This is a genomic window from Tenacibaculum gallaicum, from assembly GCF_003387615.1.
In the GTDB taxonomy this organism is placed as follows: domain Bacteria; phylum Bacteroidota; class Bacteroidia; order Flavobacteriales; family Flavobacteriaceae; genus Polaribacter; species Polaribacter gallaicus.
This window is the reverse complement of the sequence record NZ_QUNS01000001.1, coordinates 69,563-86,499: the sequence shown is the minus strand read 5'-3', so window position 1 is coordinate 86,499 and position 16,937 is coordinate 69,563. Positions and strand designations below refer to the sequence as shown.

Annotated in this window: 18 protein-coding genes; 6 read left to right on the top strand and 12 right to left on the bottom strand. The window is 32.4% G+C overall.

The genetic code is table 11. From position 1 onward, the window contains the following. Window positions 1–39 precede the first annotated feature (39 nt). Entirely contained in the window at window positions 40–1,029 is a 990-nt protein-coding gene (locus C7448_RS00405; protein ID WP_115899400.1) for an AAA family ATPase, read from the bottom strand. Window positions 1,030–1,256: 227 nt separating this feature from the next. On the opposite strand from C7448_RS00405, the gene C7448_RS00400 reads away from it, so the two are divergent. Then, on the top strand, window positions 1,257–4,220 hold the full coding sequence (locus C7448_RS00400; protein ID WP_115899399.1) for a SusC/RagA family TonB-linked outer membrane protein: 2,964 nt from the start codon (window positions 1,257–1,259) through the stop codon (window positions 4,218–4,220). 19 nt (window positions 4,221–4,239) lie between these two features. Next, window positions 4,240–5,568, top strand: coding sequence for a RagB/SusD family nutrient uptake outer membrane protein (locus tag C7448_RS00395; RefSeq protein WP_115899398.1), 1,329 nt, complete (start codon window positions 4,240–4,242; stop codon window positions 5,566–5,568). A 68-nt stretch (window positions 5,569–5,636) separates the two neighbouring features. On the opposite strand, the gene C7448_RS00390 is transcribed toward C7448_RS00395, so the two are convergent. After that, complete coding sequence (locus C7448_RS00390) at window positions 5,637–6,404, bottom strand: UDP-2,3-diacylglucosamine diphosphatase (RefSeq protein WP_115900096.1); 768 nt, start codon at window positions 6,402–6,404, stop codon at window positions 5,637–5,639. A gap of 91 nt (window positions 6,405–6,495) precedes the next feature. Here C7448_RS00390 and C7448_RS00385 point away from each other — a divergent pair, with 91 nt between their 5' ends. After that, complete coding sequence (locus tag C7448_RS00385) at window positions 6,496–6,945, top strand: nucleoside deaminase (RefSeq protein ID WP_115899397.1); 450 nt, start codon at window positions 6,496–6,498, stop codon at window positions 6,943–6,945. Between the two features lie 30 nt (window positions 6,946–6,975). On the opposite strand, the gene C7448_RS00380 is transcribed toward C7448_RS00385, so the two are convergent. Together C7448_RS00380 and C7448_RS00375 are read right to left on the bottom strand one after the other, a co-directional pair. Then, window positions 6,976–7,470: a methylated-DNA--[protein]-cysteine S-methyltransferase gene (locus C7448_RS00380; RefSeq protein WP_245939400.1), complete on the bottom strand. Its 495-nt coding sequence runs from the start codon at window positions 7,468–7,470 to the stop codon at window positions 6,976–6,978. Beyond that, window positions 7,463–8,227 carry a TatD family hydrolase gene (locus tag C7448_RS00375; RefSeq protein ID WP_115899395.1) on the bottom strand — a complete coding sequence of 255 codons (765 nt, stop codon included), beginning with the start codon at window positions 8,225–8,227 and terminating at the stop codon, window positions 7,463–7,465. The genes C7448_RS00380 and C7448_RS00375 overlap by 8 nt, the downstream gene beginning before the upstream one ends. A 36-nt stretch (window positions 8,228–8,263) precedes the next feature. Between C7448_RS00375 and C7448_RS00370 the strand changes: the two genes are divergently transcribed. Then, window positions 8,264–8,743, top strand: a complete 480-nt coding sequence (locus tag C7448_RS00370) for a retropepsin-like aspartic protease (protein WP_115899394.1) — start codon at window positions 8,264–8,266, stop codon at window positions 8,741–8,743. Between the two features lie 9 nt (window positions 8,744–8,752). Here the strand turns inward: C7448_RS00370 and C7448_RS00365 are convergent, their stop codons facing one another. Next, the gene (locus C7448_RS00365) at window positions 8,753–8,971 is read right to left on the bottom strand and encodes a helix-turn-helix domain-containing protein (RefSeq protein WP_115899393.1); all 219 of its coding nucleotides are present in this window, start codon (window positions 8,969–8,971) and stop codon (window positions 8,753–8,755) included. 245 nt (window positions 8,972–9,216) lie between these two features. Here C7448_RS00365 and C7448_RS00360 point away from each other — a divergent pair, with 245 nt between their 5' ends. Then, the gene (locus C7448_RS00360; RefSeq protein ID WP_147300482.1) at window positions 9,217–10,185 is read left to right on the top strand and encodes a hypothetical protein; all 969 of its coding nucleotides are present in this window, start codon (window positions 9,217–9,219) and stop codon (window positions 10,183–10,185) included. 298 nt (window positions 10,186–10,483) lie between these two features. Here the strand turns inward: C7448_RS00360 and C7448_RS00350 are convergent, their stop codons facing one another. Then, window positions 10,484–11,671, bottom strand: a complete 1,188-nt coding sequence (locus C7448_RS00350) for a pyridoxal phosphate-dependent aminotransferase (RefSeq protein WP_211321871.1) — start codon at window positions 11,669–11,671, stop codon at window positions 10,484–10,486. A gap of 24 nt (window positions 11,672–11,695) precedes the next feature. Beyond that, entirely contained in the window at window positions 11,696–12,787 is a 1,092-nt protein-coding gene (locus C7448_RS00345; protein ID WP_115899390.1) for a fatty acid desaturase family protein, read from the bottom strand. Window positions 12,788–12,932: 145 nt separating this feature from the next. On the opposite strand from C7448_RS00345, the gene rsmG reads away from it, so the two are divergent. After that, window positions 12,933–13,562, top strand: a complete 630-nt coding sequence (gene rsmG / locus C7448_RS00340; RefSeq protein WP_115899389.1) for a 16S rRNA (guanine(527)-N(7))-methyltransferase RsmG — start codon at window positions 12,933–12,935, stop codon at window positions 13,560–13,562. Here rsmG and C7448_RS00335 read toward each other — a convergent pair. The 5 genes from C7448_RS00335 to C7448_RS00315 form a co-directional block, all read right to left on the bottom strand. Further along, entirely contained in the window at window positions 13,552–14,184 is a 633-nt protein-coding gene (locus C7448_RS00335; RefSeq protein ID WP_115899388.1) for a low molecular weight phosphatase family protein, read from the bottom strand. The two genes, rsmG and C7448_RS00335, sit on opposite strands and share 11 nt — an antisense overlap. Window position 14,185: 1 nt before the next feature. After that, complete coding sequence (locus C7448_RS00330; RefSeq protein WP_115900094.1) at window positions 14,186–14,653, bottom strand: DUF6428 family protein; 468 nt, start codon at window positions 14,651–14,653, stop codon at window positions 14,186–14,188. A gap of 47 nt (window positions 14,654–14,700) precedes the next feature. Further along, complete coding sequence (locus C7448_RS00325) at window positions 14,701–15,030, bottom strand: ArsR/SmtB family transcription factor (protein WP_115899387.1); 330 nt, start codon at window positions 15,028–15,030, stop codon at window positions 14,701–14,703. Window positions 15,031–15,105: 75 nt separating this feature from the next. Further along, entirely contained in the window at window positions 15,106–15,555 is a 450-nt protein-coding gene (locus C7448_RS00320) for a hypothetical protein (RefSeq protein ID WP_115899386.1), read from the bottom strand. Window positions 15,556–15,625: 70 nt separating this feature from the next. Next, a complete protein-coding gene (locus C7448_RS00315; protein WP_115899385.1) occupies window positions 15,626–16,858 on the bottom strand; it encodes a DEAD/DEAH box helicase in 1,233 nt (410 codons plus the stop codon). Window positions 16,859–16,937 lie beyond the last annotated feature (79 nt).

The window sequence follows — 16,937 nt, the reverse complement described above, 5'->3', positions numbered from 1 at the left end:
TAAAATATTTTAAGCTGATAATTGCTTATTGATAATTGATTAAGGTACTTGCACTTCGTTAATAATAGAATTGATAATATCAATAGATGTAATATTCTCAGCTTCGGCTTCATACGTAATACCAATTCTGTGACGTAAAACATCGTTTACGATTGCTCGAACATCTTCAGGAATTACATACCCTCTTCGTTTAATAAAAGCATAGCATTTTGCAGCTTTTGCTAAGGCAATACTACCACGAGGAGAGGAACCAAAACTGATAAGTGGTTGTAGTTTTTCTAAATTGTATTTTTCAGGATAACGAGTCGCAAAAACAATATCTAAGATATATTTTTCAATTTTTTCATCCATATAAACCTCATTAACTACGTTACGAGCTTTAATAATTTGTTCTATTGAAATTACAGGATTTATTTTTTGAAAACTTCCATTTAAATTTTGACGCATAATAAGTTGCTCGTCTTGTAATTTTGGATAATCAATTACTGTTTTTAGCATAAAACGGTCTACCTGTGCCTCAGGAAGCGGATATGTTCCTTCTTGTTCTACTGGGTTTTGAGTAGCCATTACTAAGAAAGGCTCATCTAACTTAAAAGTTTCATCACCAATCGTAATTTGACGCTCTTGCATGGCTTCTAATAAAGCAGATTGAACTTTAGCAGGCGCACGGTTAATCTCATCGGCTAATACAAAGTTGGCAAAAATAGGTCCCTTTTTAATTGAGAAGTCATTTTCTTTTACATTGTATATCATGGTACCTACTACATCGGCAGGTAATAAATCTGGAGTAAACTGAACACGACTAAAACTTCCGTCAACAGCTTTAGAAAGTGTGTTAATTGCCAATGTTTTTGCTAGCCCAGGTACACCTTCTAATAAGATATGTCCATTTCCTAAAAGTCCAATTAGTAATCGTTCAATCATGTGTTTTTGACCTACAATTACTTTATTCATCTCTGTAGTTAATAAGTCTACAAAAGCACTTTCTCTTTCTATTTTTTCATTGATGGCTCTTACATCTATATCCATAGTAATTGAAATAAATTAGAATTTTTATGAAACAAAGCTACAATAATAGTGTTTTTTTAGTTGTTAAAAGTTGGTTAAACCTTGTATTTACAAGCTAAAAGGTATTGTTCTTTAAAGTTAAGTTTTTGGTTGTGTGTTTTATGTAGCTGAAAATAAGTTGTTTATAATTTGTTTTTATGGATAAAAAAAAAGAAATTTAGCTTCTACTAACTTTAAACTTAAATTTTATGAAGAAAATGTCTTTTAGCAAAACGTTGCTAATTAACGCACTTATTTTTCTGTTTTCTGGTTTTGTTTACGGGCAAACAATAAAAGGAAAAATTGTGGATGTAAATGGAGAAAGTATTCCTTTTGCAAATATTATAGAGAAAGGAACAACAAATGGTACCACTTCTAATGAGAATGGTGAATTTAGTTTAAATATAAAAAACCTTCCGGCAGTAGTAACAATATCTTCCTTAGGGTTTGTTACAGTAGAAAGAAATATTGCCGATACGAATGCTTTTTTACAGGTGACGCTACGAGAAGATTCTGATGTTTTAGAAGAAGTAGTGATTTCGGGGTTAGCAACTACAACGAAAAGATCTAATTTAGCAAACACAGTTTCGACAATTTCAGCTGCTGAATTAACACAAGTTACATCACAATCGGGTTTTGATAGTGCATTATCAGGAAAGTTCACAGGAGCAGAGATAAAAGCAAATTCAGGGGCTCCAGGAGGAGGAATTTCTATGAGGTTAAGAGGTGTTACTTCTATTTTTGGAGATCAGCAACCATTATTTGTGGTTGATGGTGTATATGTAGATAATTCATCAATTTCTTCTGGAAATAATATTGTAAGTGAAGCAGCAGGAGGAGGTAATCCTTCATCAAATCAAGATGACGCTTCTAATAGGATTGCAGATATTGACCCTGAAGATATAGAGACTGTAGAAATACTGAAAGGTGCCTCAGCGGCAGCTCTCTACGGATCAAGAGCGGCAGGAGGTGTTGTTATTATTACAACAAAAAGAGGTAAAGAAGGTAAACCTAGAGTATCCTTTTCACAAACTGTAGGCTTGAGAAGTCCAACAAGGTTATTAGGTTTAAGAGACTGGGATGAATCAGAGGTTGTTGCTTTAGGAGGACCAGCGAATGCAAAACTAAGAGACTATGAAGCAGAGTTATTTGATCATACTAGAATTTCTACAACAACAAGGTTTACAACATCAGGAGGTTCAGAAAGAAGCGATTACTTTTTTGGAGTAACTTATAAAGATGAACCTGGATTAGTTGAAAATACAGGCTATGAAAAAGCAGCGGCTCGTTTAAATATAGGTCAAAAATTTACAGATTGGTTAGATTTATATGTCACGTCAAATTATATAAGCTCTCAAGCGGATAGAGGTTTTTTTAATAACGGTAATGCCAATAGAACTATAGGGTACGCCCTAGCTTTTACCTATCCATGGGAAAACTTATCTCCTACAGATGGAGTCTATCCTTTTGGAGGAGCTGGTTCAAATGTATTAGAAACAATAGCACTAACTACTAATAGAGAAAACGTAAATAGGTTTATTGGTAGTGCTAAGTCCAATATCAAAATCCTTAATGGAGAAAAAAATAGACTTAAGTTGGTGCTTGAAGCGGGTTTTGATCAGTACACACTTCGTACAACAAGTATTTTTCCTAGAGAATTAACTTATTTTAGAGATCGATCTACTTTAAAGGGAGCTTCAATATCTGGAACGACGAGGAATACTAACTACAACTTGTCTGCCTTTTTAGTTCATAATTTAATTCTAAATAACGGATTACAATTTACAACTCAAACGGGAACCTTTTTTCAAGATTTTGATCGTAATACTGTTATAACTGTAGGTACAGGTTTCAATACTTCTTTAACAAGTTTATCACTAGCAGAGAATTTGTCATCACAACAAGTTGTTAGGCTTCAAAGAGATACAGGTTTTTTTGTGCAAGAGGAAATAAATTACGACGATAAAATAATAGGTACTGTTGGGGTTAGAGGAGATAAATCAACTAACAATGGAGTTTCAGATAAAATGTATTATTACCCTAAAGCAAACTTAGCAATTAATTTACATAAGTTTAATTTTTGGAATATAAAAGAAGTTACTAGTTTAAAACCTAGGATTGCGTATGGAGAAGCCGGAAGGTTTCCAAACTTTAATGATCAGTTTACCTTGGCTGCACCACAATTCATTGGTGGGGTTTCTGGTTTTGCACCTGGGACTTTTAAAGGAGATCCTACCATAGGTCCAGAACGTCAAAAAGAATTAGAATATGGGTTAGATTTAGGGCTGTTTGATGGCAGGTTTACGTTAGAGGCTACGGTATATAACAAAAAAATTAGCGATTTACTTATTCAGGAAAACTTTCCAACATCATCTGGTTTTACTAGAAAAATTAAAAATGGAGGAGAGCTTGAAAACACAGGTATAGAATTAGGTTTAAATGCAAACTTTATTGAAAAAGAAGATTTTTCTTGGAATGCAAATTTTAAATGGTGGAAAAACAAATCTAAAATTAATAAACTGGATGTTCCAGCATTCACAGAAGGTGGTTTTGCGGCCTTCTTAGGAACTTTTTTAATACAGGAAGGTAAGAGTGCTACGCAAATTGTAGGGACTTATCCTAGTGGACTTACTCCAGAAGAAATAGCTGTAATTGATCCTGATGGAGATGGATTTGCTGTTTATGGTAATGCAGAGCCAGATTTTCAAATGTCATGGCAAAACAACATACGTTATAAAAACTTCGATTTATCATTTTTATGGCACTGGAAAAAAGGAGGAGATGGTATTAACTTAACAACTTTTTTATATGATAATGCTGGGACTACATGGGATTTTGATGATACTGATTTAGATCCAACAGGCACACTTACTAATGGACCCTATAGGTTGGCACAAGCAAATGTTAGAAATACTAAGCCTCTAATAGAAGATGCAGGATATCTTCGATTAAGGGAAGTAGGTCTTTTTTATACGTTTGATGATGAGGTTTTTAAAGGAACGGAAAAAGTAAAAGTGGGGGTGTCGGGTAGAAACTTAATCAACATTTTTGATTATAATAGTTATGATCCAGAAGCATCAAATTTTGGAAATAATGTATTAGCTAATAATGTTGAAGTAACTCCTTATCCTGCATCTAAGTTTGTTAATTTTCATCTAAAAGTTAACTTTTAATCTCCTAAAATAAATTATCATGAAAAATATATTCTATAAATTAATATTAATTGTTTTTGTCTTTTTTATACAGGGTTGTGAATTAGATGAATTACCTAATCAAAATGCACCGACATTGGATTCATATACAGGTGGTGCCTCCGCAGCTGATGTCGAAGCTTTAGCAGTTGGTTTAGAGGCTGTAATGAGAAATGATTTAGATTTTCATTATGAAACGGTAAGCTATTTAGCAAGAGAGTATTATGATTTATCAACAGCAGATCCAAGATACACAGGAGAAATTTTAAAAGGTCCTTTAGATAATAATGGGTTTTTAACAACTCGTTCTTTTGCGGCTTGGTATAGAATAGTTAAAGCAGCTAATGTTTTAATTACAGCTGTAGAAAATTCAAATGCTGGATTTTCTGAGGCAGAAAAAAAATCTTACTACGGATACGCTAAGACAATAAAAGCATACGCTCTTTTAATGGTAGCAAATAGGCAATATACGAACGGAATAAGGTTAGATGTAGAAGATCCAGATAACTTAGGTCCTTTTGTAGGTTATGATGAAGCTTTAGTCGCAATCAAAAATCTATTAAATGAAGCTAAAAGCGATTTAGAAGCGTCTTCGAGTAATTTTTTATTTCTTTTTAGTCCAGGATATAATGATTTAAAGCCAACAGATCAGCCTCTTTTACCAAGTGGTTTTTTAAAGTTTAATAGAGCAATTGCTGCACGGGTTGCACTATATCAAAACAACATGACAGAAGTGTTAACTTTTTTAAATGAATCTTTCTTTGACTTAAATGAATCTATGTCGTTCGGTGTATCTCATGTTTTTGGATTAACAGGTAATGATATTAAAAACGATTTGTTTTATGTAAAGCAAATAGGAAATGAATTTGTTATTCATAATTCTTGGATAGCTGATGGGGAGACAGGTGATCTTCGTGTGTCTAGTAAATCTTCATTGTTAGATAGCTCTGGCTCTCATGATGGTCTTACGGGTACTCATCAAATATCCGTGTATAAAAGTAATACAGATCCTGTTTATTTAATTAGAAATGAGGAGTTAATTTTAATGTATGCAGAAGCGAATATTGGAACAAATAATACTGAGGCTATAAACGCAATTAATGTTGTAAGGGGTGAAGCAGGCTTGCCTGATTACTCAGGAGGAACTTCAGACAGTGAGTTAGTAGAAGAAGTTTTAAAACAAAGAAGATACTCTTTATTAGGAGAAGGACATCGTTGGATTGATTTAAGGCGTTTAAATAGGTTAAACGCAACCTATGTTCCGCTAGATAGAACAGGAGATAATATTATAGATGCTTTCCCAACACCATTTAGTGAGAATGCTAATTAATAACATAATGGTTTGTTTTTAATTGTGATATTTGATAACGAAAAAGCACCTTATTTAAGGTGTTTTTTTTATGGTTTATATTCTTTTAAGAATAATTTATCGTTTTCAAAAATCGCATAGGTATAATACTGAATCCAATCACCAGTGTTAAGGTAAACACTATTGTCTTTAAGTTGAATTTCTAACGGAAGATGTCTGTGTCCAAAAACAAAATAATCGTAGTGTTTAAACTCTAGTTTTCGCTTACAATATTGTACCAACCATTCATTATCTTCTCCTAAAAATTTAGCGTCCTCATCACCAGAAATCAGTTTGTTTTTTACTGACATATATTGACCTAATCGAACACCTAAATCTGGGTGTAGCCAACGAAACATCCACTGAAATAAAGGAAATGTAAACACTTTTTTCATGCGTTTATATCCTTTATCACCTGGGCCTAATCCATCACCATGGCCAATTAAAAACAGTTTATCGTTGATTTTAAACTCTTGTGGTGAATGAAATGCAGGGATGTTTAATTCTTTTTCAAAGTAATCATGCATCCATAGGTCATGATTTCCAACAAAAAAGTAAATCGGAATACCGCTATCTTTTAGTTCAGCAAGTTTACCTAAAACACGTACAAATCCTTTAGGGACTACGGTCTTATACTCAAACCAAAAATCGAATAAATCACCTAGGATAAAAATAGCCTCAGCATCTTTTTTAACTTCGTTTAACCATGTAACGAACTTTTGTTCACGAGGAAAACTAGCTTCGGGAGTTGGAGCTCCTAAATGTTGGTCGGAAGCAAAGTAGACTTTTTTATTTTCAGAAGTATTGATTGAAATCAAATCGTAAATTTTGGTAAAAATAAGTATTTTACCTAGAGTTTGCACAAACAAATTTTGGCTACATTTGTTTATATACTTATGAAAATCCTTATTGATGAATCCATTTGACGATACCTACTTTATGAAAAAAGCTCTGCAAGAAGCTGAACTAGCTTTTGATAAAGGGGAGGTTCCTGTAGGGGCTGTTATTGTTTTTAACAATCAAATTATAGCAAGAGCACATAACTTAACAGAGTTATTAAATGATGTTACAGCACATGCCGAAATGCAAGCATTTACCGCTGCAGCAGATTTTTTAGGAGGGAAATACTTAAAAGATTGTATCTTATATGTAACGTTGGAACCTTGCCAAATGTGTGCAGGAGCAAGTTATTGGGCACAAATAGGTAAAATAGTATACGGAGCAAGTGAGCCGAAATTAGGTTTTTCTGTATTGAAAACTAAACTACATCCAAAAACTAAAGTTGTATCGGGTGTTTTAGAAGAAGAAAGTGGCCTTTTACTAAAGAAATTTTTTATTGAAAAACGCAATTTGAATTAAGCGTTACCTCATTATTTACTCTTCTAAAAATTAGAATAATGTTTGTTGTTTAGCTCCACTTTCATGTTCCAATAACCATTTTTTGCGCCAAACACCACCAGCATATCCTGTTAGTGAACCGTCAGAACCCACAACTCTATGACAAGGAATAATAATCCAAATAGGATTTTTACCATTAGCAGAAGCCACCGCACGAATTGCTTTTACATCTCCTAATTGTTTGGTTTGCTCTAAATAAGTTCTTGTTCTTCCGAAAGGAATATTCAATAACTCATCCCATACCGACTGTTGAAATATTGTTCCTTGCGGGTTCAATTTTAGATCAAACGTTGTTCTTGTGTTATCAAAATATTCATTTAGCTGTGTGACACACTCTTGTAAATAAGTAGGTGTTTCTTTTGGAATGTTTAGTGAAGTTAAAGCATCATCATCCAATACCGAAACTGATTGAATACCGTTTTCATCACCTTGAATCTTGGCTACTCCTATGGGAGTTTTATAATATGTAGTTTGTAAGTTAGACACCAAAAACGTCTTTAGAGTTCTGTGTTGTAATTTCCGAAATTTCATCGAAAGTCAATCCATAAATATCTACTAACTTATCCACAACATTAGTTATATAGCTACTTTCATTACGTTTTCCTCGATACGGAGTAGGTGCTAAGTAGGGAGCATCGGTTTCTAACACAATATGTTCAATATCTATTTGATGTAGAAACTTGTCAATCTTTCCGTTTTTAAAAGTAGCAACACCTCCAATTCCTAATTTCATATCGTAAGAAATTGCTTTTTCAGCTTGCTCAAATGTTCCTGTAAAACAGTGAAAAATTCCGAATAAATCTTCTCCTTTTTCAGTTTCTAAGACTTCAAAAATTTCATCAAAAGCATCGCGACAATGAATTACAATTGGCAGTTTTTTTTCTTTAGCCCATTGAATTTGCGTACGGAAAGCCTCTTGTTGTTGCGGTAAAAAAGTTTTGTCCCAATATAAATCGATACCAATTTCACCAATCGCATAAAAATCACGTTGCTCTAGCCATTCTTTTACGTGTGCTAATTCTTCTTGGTAATTTTCTTTCACAGAAGTTGGGTGTAAGCCCATCATTAAAAACACATCGTTGGGGTAGTTTTTCTCTAAATCAAGCATACGTTGTGTATACGAACTATCAATTGCAGGAATAAAAAAACGAGATATACCTGCATCTTTAGCACGTTGTATCATTTCGTTTCTATCTTCATCAAACTGACTAGAATATAAGTGGGTATGTGTATCTGTAATCATTTATTGCTGTATCTTTACGGGACAAAAGTACGAGAAATGGCAAGTTTGAAAAAAGTATTACGAAAAAAGAAATACATCAAAATAAAACTTAAGAAAATGGTGACGAACCATTTAGAGTTGGACGCAGAGATAAATGGTGTTAAAGGAAGATTTATTTTAGATACTGGAGCTTCTAATTCGTGTGTTGGATTGGAGTTAATAGAACGTTTCAAACTTATTTCTGAAGAAAGTGAAGTTAAAGCAGCGGGAGCTGGTGCTACCAATATGGAGACACAAAAATCAGAAAACAATTCACTTAAAATAGGGAAATGGAAGACGAATGAGTGTGATTTGGTATTGTTTGATTTAACGCACGTAAATACAGCCTTAAAACAACATGATGCTGACGAGGTAGACGGAATTATAGGAGCAGATATTTTAGAGGAAGGAAAAGCCTTTATTGATTATAACAAGAAAGCATTGTATTTAAAGAAGCTTAAAAAGAAAAAAGTTAGAAAATTAAAAGTTCCTTTTTAGTATTATTAATTATTGTAAAAATTTTTCGGGTTTTATCTCTAACAAATTCGTTATTTCTATAAAACGTTGTAAATCTAACTTGGTTTTTCCTGCTTCTAATTTGTAGTAAGCATTTTGGCTGATATGTAATTTTACTCCAATTTCATATTGAGACCATCCTAATTTTATTCTTTCTTTTTTAATTTTTTGTAATACTTCTTTTATTTTTTTTTCACTGTTTAGTTTCATAACAAGAGATTTGCCCACTAAATTAGTGAAAACACATGTAAATAAAAAAATAGCTTTTTCGATTAAGGGTTTTCCCGATTAAGGCGTTCTGTAAAATAGGGAAAACCCTTAATCGAAAAAGGAGTTAAGAAGATTTTAATGGTTAATTATAATTTTTTTTATTTGTTGATTATTAGTTTTTTTATTGTGTTAATTTATGTGATAAAAACTATAAAGACTATTTTTTAATATATAAAAATATGAAAATGAGAAAAGTAAAATCAATTTTATTAATGTGTTTTGTGTTCCTTATTTCTTGTGAGAGCAACATGAAAGAGTTAGAAAATCTTGATAAAGATTTAAAACAAGTGCAAATACCTTCAGAAGAAAGGGCTCTAAGAAAGTTTGAAAAGTTTATTATAAACGCAAAGAATAAAATTGAAGAAAATAAGGCACACCTTAAAGGGACTGAAATCTTAAATTATGATGAGTCTAGAGAGTTGTTAGATGAATTGATTGTACCTAGTATTAATTTCTTAAAAGATTATGGATTTACTAATGATGATTATTATGAAATGTTTGGAACGTTAGATGTTAATCAAATTCAAAAAGAAATAGCAGGGGTTGGGATTTTATTATATGCCTTAGAAACTAACAAGCTTTTAACGTCAAGTTATGATTTACAAAGAAAAGGAGGTTATGATAAATTTAAAAAATGTTTTCTTGATGCAACAGGCATAGCGGCAGGAATAGCTCTTGTAGGAGCTCTTTCTGGAGAAGCGGGAGGTAAGGTTGTAAAAAAGGCTTTTAAAAAAGTGATAAAAAAGTTGGGGTCTAAACTTGTTGGAGGAATAGGATTGGTGCTAATGGCGGCTGAATTTACATATTGTATGTCTGTAAAAGAAGAATTTACGGATAATGGTAGTAAAACTAGTTGTCCTGACCTTATTGAAGTATATGTGCCTAAAAACAAGACAAAATATTTAATTTCAAAAAAAGATATAGGGTATGATAGTGTGACTGAAATTAAAATTAATCTACCTCTTGAAAAAAAATATAATGTATATGATGTTCAGTTTGGGTACGCTCCTATTGAAGTGGGAGAAGGTATTCCAGAAGGAACACCTTGTTTGGTGAAGCTCAAATATAAAAACCTGATTTTAGGTTCTGAAATTGATAAAAATTCCATAAAAGAATTTACTTCAATATCACTTTTTTATCTTTATCAAGAATAAAATTATGAAAAGAAATAAATTGTTTTTTAACTATTTTGTTTTAGTTTGGGTAATATTTGGCTTAATTATTTATATATGGGAACTCTCTTATATTATCTACAATAAAGAATATAGTGAACTTTTTACTTATAAAAGTTTAAAAACAACATTTTTACCTTTATCAATTATTGTTTTATATATTGTCACTTTCTTGAAAAAAAACAAAAACGAAGAATCTAATTAAAAATTCAAATAAAAAATCCGTAAGATACGTCTTACGGATTTTTTTATGTTTAATGATGATGTTGTTCTAAGTAAATTAACTTAAAATTTCTTTTATTCTCTTAATTGCCTCACGTAATTGTAATTCAGAAGCAGCATATGATAAACGAACACAGTTCGGCGCACCAAAAGCTTCACCTGTTACAGTAGCTACATTCGCTTCTTCTAATAATAACATAGAAAAATCGTTAGCATTTTTAATTTCTTTTCCTTGAATAGTTTTTCCAAAGAAATCAGAAATATCAGGAAATACATAAAAAGCCCCTTCAGGTACATTTAATTTGAATCCTTCAATTTCCCCTAATAAATCAAGAACTAAATCTCTACGCTTTTTAAATTCATCTACCATGTACTGTACTTTTTCTGGAGATGCTTTTACGGCAGTAATTGCTGCACGTTGTGCAATACAGTTAGTTCCTGAAGTGATTTGACCTTGCATTTTAGTACATGCTTTAGCAATCCATTGAGGAGCACCAATAAAACCAATTCTCCATCCTGTCATCGCAAAAGCTTTCGCTAATCCATTAACAGTAATGGTACGGTCATACATGTTTTCAATAGCTGCAAAACTAAATGGCTTAGCTCCGTAGTTAATATGCTCATATATTTCGTCTGATAATATGTATATATGAGGATGCTTTTCTAATACTTTAGCCAAAGCTCTGTATTCTTCCTCGCTATAAATTGTTCCACTTGGGTTGTTTGGCGAGTTAAAGAAAATCATCTTTGTTTTTGGCGAAATAGCTGCTTCTAATTGTTCTGGAGTGATTTTAAAATCATTTTCAATAGAAGAAGGAATTTCTGTAAATTTAGCTTCACACAAAATTGCAATCGCAGAATAACTTACCCAATATGGTGCTGGTAATAACACTTCATCACCAGGGTTTAATAATACCTGAGCTACATTCGCAATTGATTGTTTTGCTCCTGTAGAAACGACTACTTGATTTGGAGCATATATTAAGTTATTATCACGCTTAAACTTTTCGCAAATAGCTTCTTTTAACTCCACATAGCCATCAACTGGAGTGTATGAGTTATAATCTTGGTTGATGGCTTCAATAGCAGCATCTTTAATAAAATCAGGTGTGTTAAAATCAGGTTCACCTAAGCTTAAACTAATGATGTCTTTACCCTCAGCTTTTAATTCTCTTGCTTTAGCAGCCATAGCCAAAGTTTGCGATACTGGTAAACTGTTAATTCTGTTTGATAATGCGTTTGACATTGTGTTGTTATGTTGTATGTTGATTTATGCTAATTGAGGTTTTCTTCCTAACTCAGCTAAATGTCTAAAATGCTCAATAATTGCTTTACGAGTAGTTTTATATTCGTTGTATGGAAGATTGAATTCTTTGGCAGTTTCTTTTACTATTTTAGCTAGTTTATCGTAGTGAATGTGCGATATGTGTGGAAAAATATGGTGCTCAACTTGATGATTTAAACCACCAGTATAAAAATTAACTAACCAGTTTTTAGGAGCAAAATTTGATGTAGTATATAATTGGTGTATCGCCCATGTGTTTTTCATGTTACCATCTTCATCAGGCAAAGGCATTTCTGTTTTAGGAACAACGTGTGCTAATTGAAAAACAACACTTAAAATAATACCTGCAGTGTAGTGCATTACAAAAAATCCAATTAACACCTTCCACCAAGTTACATCCATCACTGCGATAGGTAATATTACCCAAAGTGAATAATAGATTACTTTAGAAACTACTAATTTAGTCCATTCTTTAGCTGGGTTGGGAAATTCACCGTATGATAGTTTACGTTTTAAATAATTGCGCATTTGTTTAAAATCGGTAGTAATAGCCCAGTTTATAGTTAACAATCCGTATAAGAATACAGAATAGTATTTTTGAAATTTGTGAATCCATAACCACTGTGCGTGTTTAGAAAAACGAATTATTCTACCAGCATCAATGTCTTCATCATGATCTTGTATATTGGTATAAGTGTGGTGTAATACATTGTGTTGTACTTTCCAATTGTATACATTCCCTGCTAAAATGTATATACTACTTCCAAAAAGTTTGTTTACCCATTTTTTGCTTGAAAAAGATTCGTGGTTGGCATCGTGCATTACATTCATTCCAACTCCTGCCATTCCAACACCCATTAAAACGGTAAGAGCTAATTTTATCCACTGAGACATATCAATAGTTAAAATTAGTATAAACGGAACAATAAACATAGCTAGCATAATAATAGCTTTTGAATATAGTTTCCAGTTACCTGTACGCTTAATGTTATTTTCTTTAAAGTAAGAGTTAACTCTTTTATTTAGAGTTCTAAAAAACTTAGCGTTATCTATTCTTGAGAAGTTTACTGTCTTCATTTGTTGTTTATTTGTACCGCAAAAATAAACGTTTTTGGTTCACAGTTATTGCTAAAGACGAACTTTTTAACTAGATTAATATCTTTTATATAAAAATTAACAATACCAATTAGTTTTTTATTTTTGCAACGGAAAAAATGACTTCATGGAACTTATAAAAAAATACTTTGACAATTTATCGGAAACGCAGTTAGAACAATTTTCTAAGTTGCAAGAATTGTATCAAGACTGGAACTTAAAAATTAATGTTGTTTCTCGTAAAGATATTGATGAATTGTACTTACGTCATGTATTACATTCGTTAGGAATAGCAAAAGTGATGGAGTTTAAGTCTGGCGCTAAAGTAATGGATGTAGGAACAGGTGGTGGATTTCCAGGAATTCCGTTAGCAATTTTGTTTCCTGAAACACAATTTCATTTGGTAGATTCTATTGGGAAAAAGATAAAAGTGGTAAATGAAGTTGCTGAAGGGTTAGGTTTAAAAAATGTAAAAACTACTCACGGACGTGTTGAAGAAGTAAATGATACCTATGATTTTATTGTAAGTAGGGCAGTGGCGCAAATGGAAACGTTTCAGCGTTGGGTGAAAAACAAAGTGCATAAAAAACAAAATCACGCACTTAAAAATGGGATTTTATACCTAAAAGGAGGTGACCTTACTGAAGAACTTGCGAACTTCCCTAAAGCCACCATTTATAATTTACCAAACTTTTTTGAAGAAGATTTCTTCGAAACCAAAAAAGTGGTACACTTACCAGTGAAATTTAAAGGCTAATTTTTACACGGGAAAACACATACTGCATTTCAGCTGCAATTTGTAAACTTCTTTCTAAATATTTTTGTTTTTCAGAAGGTGTCCCGTCATATAATTTAGGGTCTTCATAAGTAACGGGAACTCTTTTTTCAGCACCAGCTATAAAAGGACAGCCTTCGTCGGCTTGTGAGCAGGTCATGATAGCACAAAACGCTGAAGTAGGATTAAACTCATTATCATACTTTTTAGAAAAACCTATTATAGAAGGTACATTATCAGCGTATTTTATTGCATAAACAGGATTGGTTTCGTTTGACAATTGCTGAATTCTAAATCCGTTATCTAACAAAGTATCTACCACTGTTACATTCGTAGCAATGGTTTCGGTTCCTCCTGAATAACTATGTACATTTGGAGTTTGGTAATAGAAAGCCATGGTTTGTGCCCATATTTGCGATAAATGACTTCGTCTTGAGTTATGCGTGCAAATAAAATTTAGGTTTATTACCTCTTTGTTGTCTAGTTTTTTCTGAATGAATTGAATAAGAGGTTGTAAAACTTCTTTGCGCTCTTCCAAAACAGTTGGTAATTCAGAGAGAGTTTCTTGTATACCAGAAAATAAAGATGAATTTAGTGTTTTCATATTAGCAACATCCTGAATTTGGTTCACAAGCAGTTTGCTTTTGTAAATCTGATAGTTTTACGCTAGGTTTTTCTGTTGGAATACCGCAGTTATCTTTCGCCAAACAATCAGTTTGCTTCGTAGTAAGTAAGAAGTTGGTTCCGTCAAAATCTAATCCGTATTTTCCTATGGTACTTCCTTGGTATTCAACCTCGATTTCTAAATCAGGAATATTTAATTCTTTTTCTGATAATTCTATGATATGAACTAATTTCTCAGGATGCAACCTGTGATCATAGTCATTGGCATTCCATAATTGAAAGTTTACCACTTCTTCATTTCTAACTGTTCCTCCGCAGTCAATAAAGTTTTTAGTAATTTTTCCTACTTCGGTTACGTGAAAATGATTCGGAACTAGGCTACCGTCAGGCAATTGAAAAGCAATTGTTTTTAATGTACTTAAATGTTGTTTGATTTCTGATAGTTTCATGGTTATTATATTTATTGTAATATTACGATTAATAGATTCAAATTTTTTTAACAACAACTCTGGTTATTCATATCAAGATTTAAAAAAGAAGAAAGTAAGGTTTTTATTTCTTTCCAGATTGAAGGGTTAATACAATAGCAAACGCTAGTTCCTTCAATAGTACCTTTGATAATACCAACCTTCTTTAATTCTTTTAAATGTTGTGAAATAGTGGGTTGTGCCAAACCAATTTCATTTACCAAATCACCACATACACAAGAATTCAATTTGAATAAGTGTTGTAAAATAGCAATACGAGCTGGGTGACCGAGTACTTTTGCTATAGTGGCCAGCTGGTTTTGCTCTTCAGTAAATATTTCAGATTTGGTTAATCCCATACATTAATTATTATATTGCAATATTACGATTAATATGTAAAAAAACCAAAAGAACATTTTTTTTAATTTAAAATGTTATAATTCCTTTAGATAAATGAGTTGTTTTTTTGGTGAATTGATGTTTATTTCAGGGAATTTCGCATCGTAGTCTATAACAATATCACCTTCGTTTTTTTGATTGTTCTCATAAGAGATAACAAGATAGTAGGCAACATTGTCAATATTACTTATTTTAGGTTTAATTAGGCTTTCAGGATTAGATGGGATTTCAAGATCTATGCTAAAAGGAATTTTTTCAGAATCAATTTTTTGGCTTGTAATTATAGTAGCTTTAGCATCTGCTAAAAGTCTGTCATGACCATAAAGAGTTATAGTAGCACCTTGTAAATTTTTAATTGTAGTGTCTTTACTAACAAACTCAATATGTGTTTTTTTAAGAGTGTCTTTTTGTTCTTTTTTTGTTGAACAAAAAGTAAGTGTAGCTGCAATTAATAATAGTAATGAGGTTTGAATAATTTTTTTCATAATGTTATTAATTTAGAATCTGAAGATTATTTACAATAGTAATGCCACTTTTGTTCTTTTCACTAAAATGCTAATACCAGCGTTTTTTTTTCCTTTTAGAAGCTTCTGATTTTCTTCCTTTTTTGTGTTTACTAACAGTGTTGGGTTGTTTTTTATGCTTAGGTTTAGCAAGTGGAAACGGATGATCTTCCACAATTTTGATAGACCTGTCCATGAATTCTTGAATAGCTTTGATGTACGAAGTTTCATCAGCGCTACATAACGAAAAGGCGATTCCAGATTTACCAGCTCTACCTGTTCTACCAATTCTATGTACGTAGGTTTCAGGAATGTTTGGTAAATCAACATTAATTACCGCATCTACTTTACTAATGTCAATACCACGAGCGGCAACATCAGTTGCAATTAAAATATTGGCTTTGTTGCTTTTAAAGTCTTCAATAGCTTGGTTACGTAGGTTTTGTGATTTGTCACCGTGTACGCTGGTAGCTTTATAACCGTTTTTCTGCAATGTTTTTTCGAGTTTGTCTACTCCAAATTTGGTACGTCGAAATATAATAATACGTCCTTTTATAGTGTTACGTAGTAGGTGTAAACACAAATCTACTTTGTTCTTTTTAGGCGTATAATAGAGTAATTGACCAATGTTTTTTGAAGTAGTTTCAGTAGGTGAAATGTCTATCTTCTCTGGTTTGTACAACATTGATGTTGCTAAGTCGTTTACTTTATCAGGTATTGTGGCAGAAAACAATAAGGTTTGTTTTTTACGCGGACATAGTTCTTCAATCTTTCTTACATCATCAATAAAGCCCATATCAAGCATTAAATCAGCTTCGTCTAAAACAAAAGTCGTTAACTGGCGTACATCAATACTTCCTTGTTTGTGTAAATCAATAAAACGCCCAGGGGTTGCAATTAAAATATCAACACCTTTTTCTAGAACATCTTTTTGAGGTTGTGTAGGTACACCTCCGTAAACAACGGTAGTTCTTACATTGGTGTATTTACTATATGTTTTACAGTTTTCTTGAATTTGAATAGCCAATTCACGAGTAGGACTTATAATCAATGCTTTTATTTTCTTAGCTCTTTTCTCAACATCAGCCTCTTTAGAAAGCTCATTGATAATAGGCAATGCAAAAGCTGCCGTTTTGCCTGTACCCGTTTGAGCAGCTACAATCACATCTTTTTTGTTGAGTACTAACGGAATTACTTTTTGTTGTACTAAAGTAGGTGTGTGGTGTCTTTCTTCCGTAAGCGCTTTTAAGATAGATTTATTAAGGTGTAGGTCTGTAAACTGCATCAAATATTTTTTTGCAAAGGTAGTCTAAAACAAAGAAGGAAAAATTTATTTTGTGGTATTTCAAGAGGTTAAACAGGCA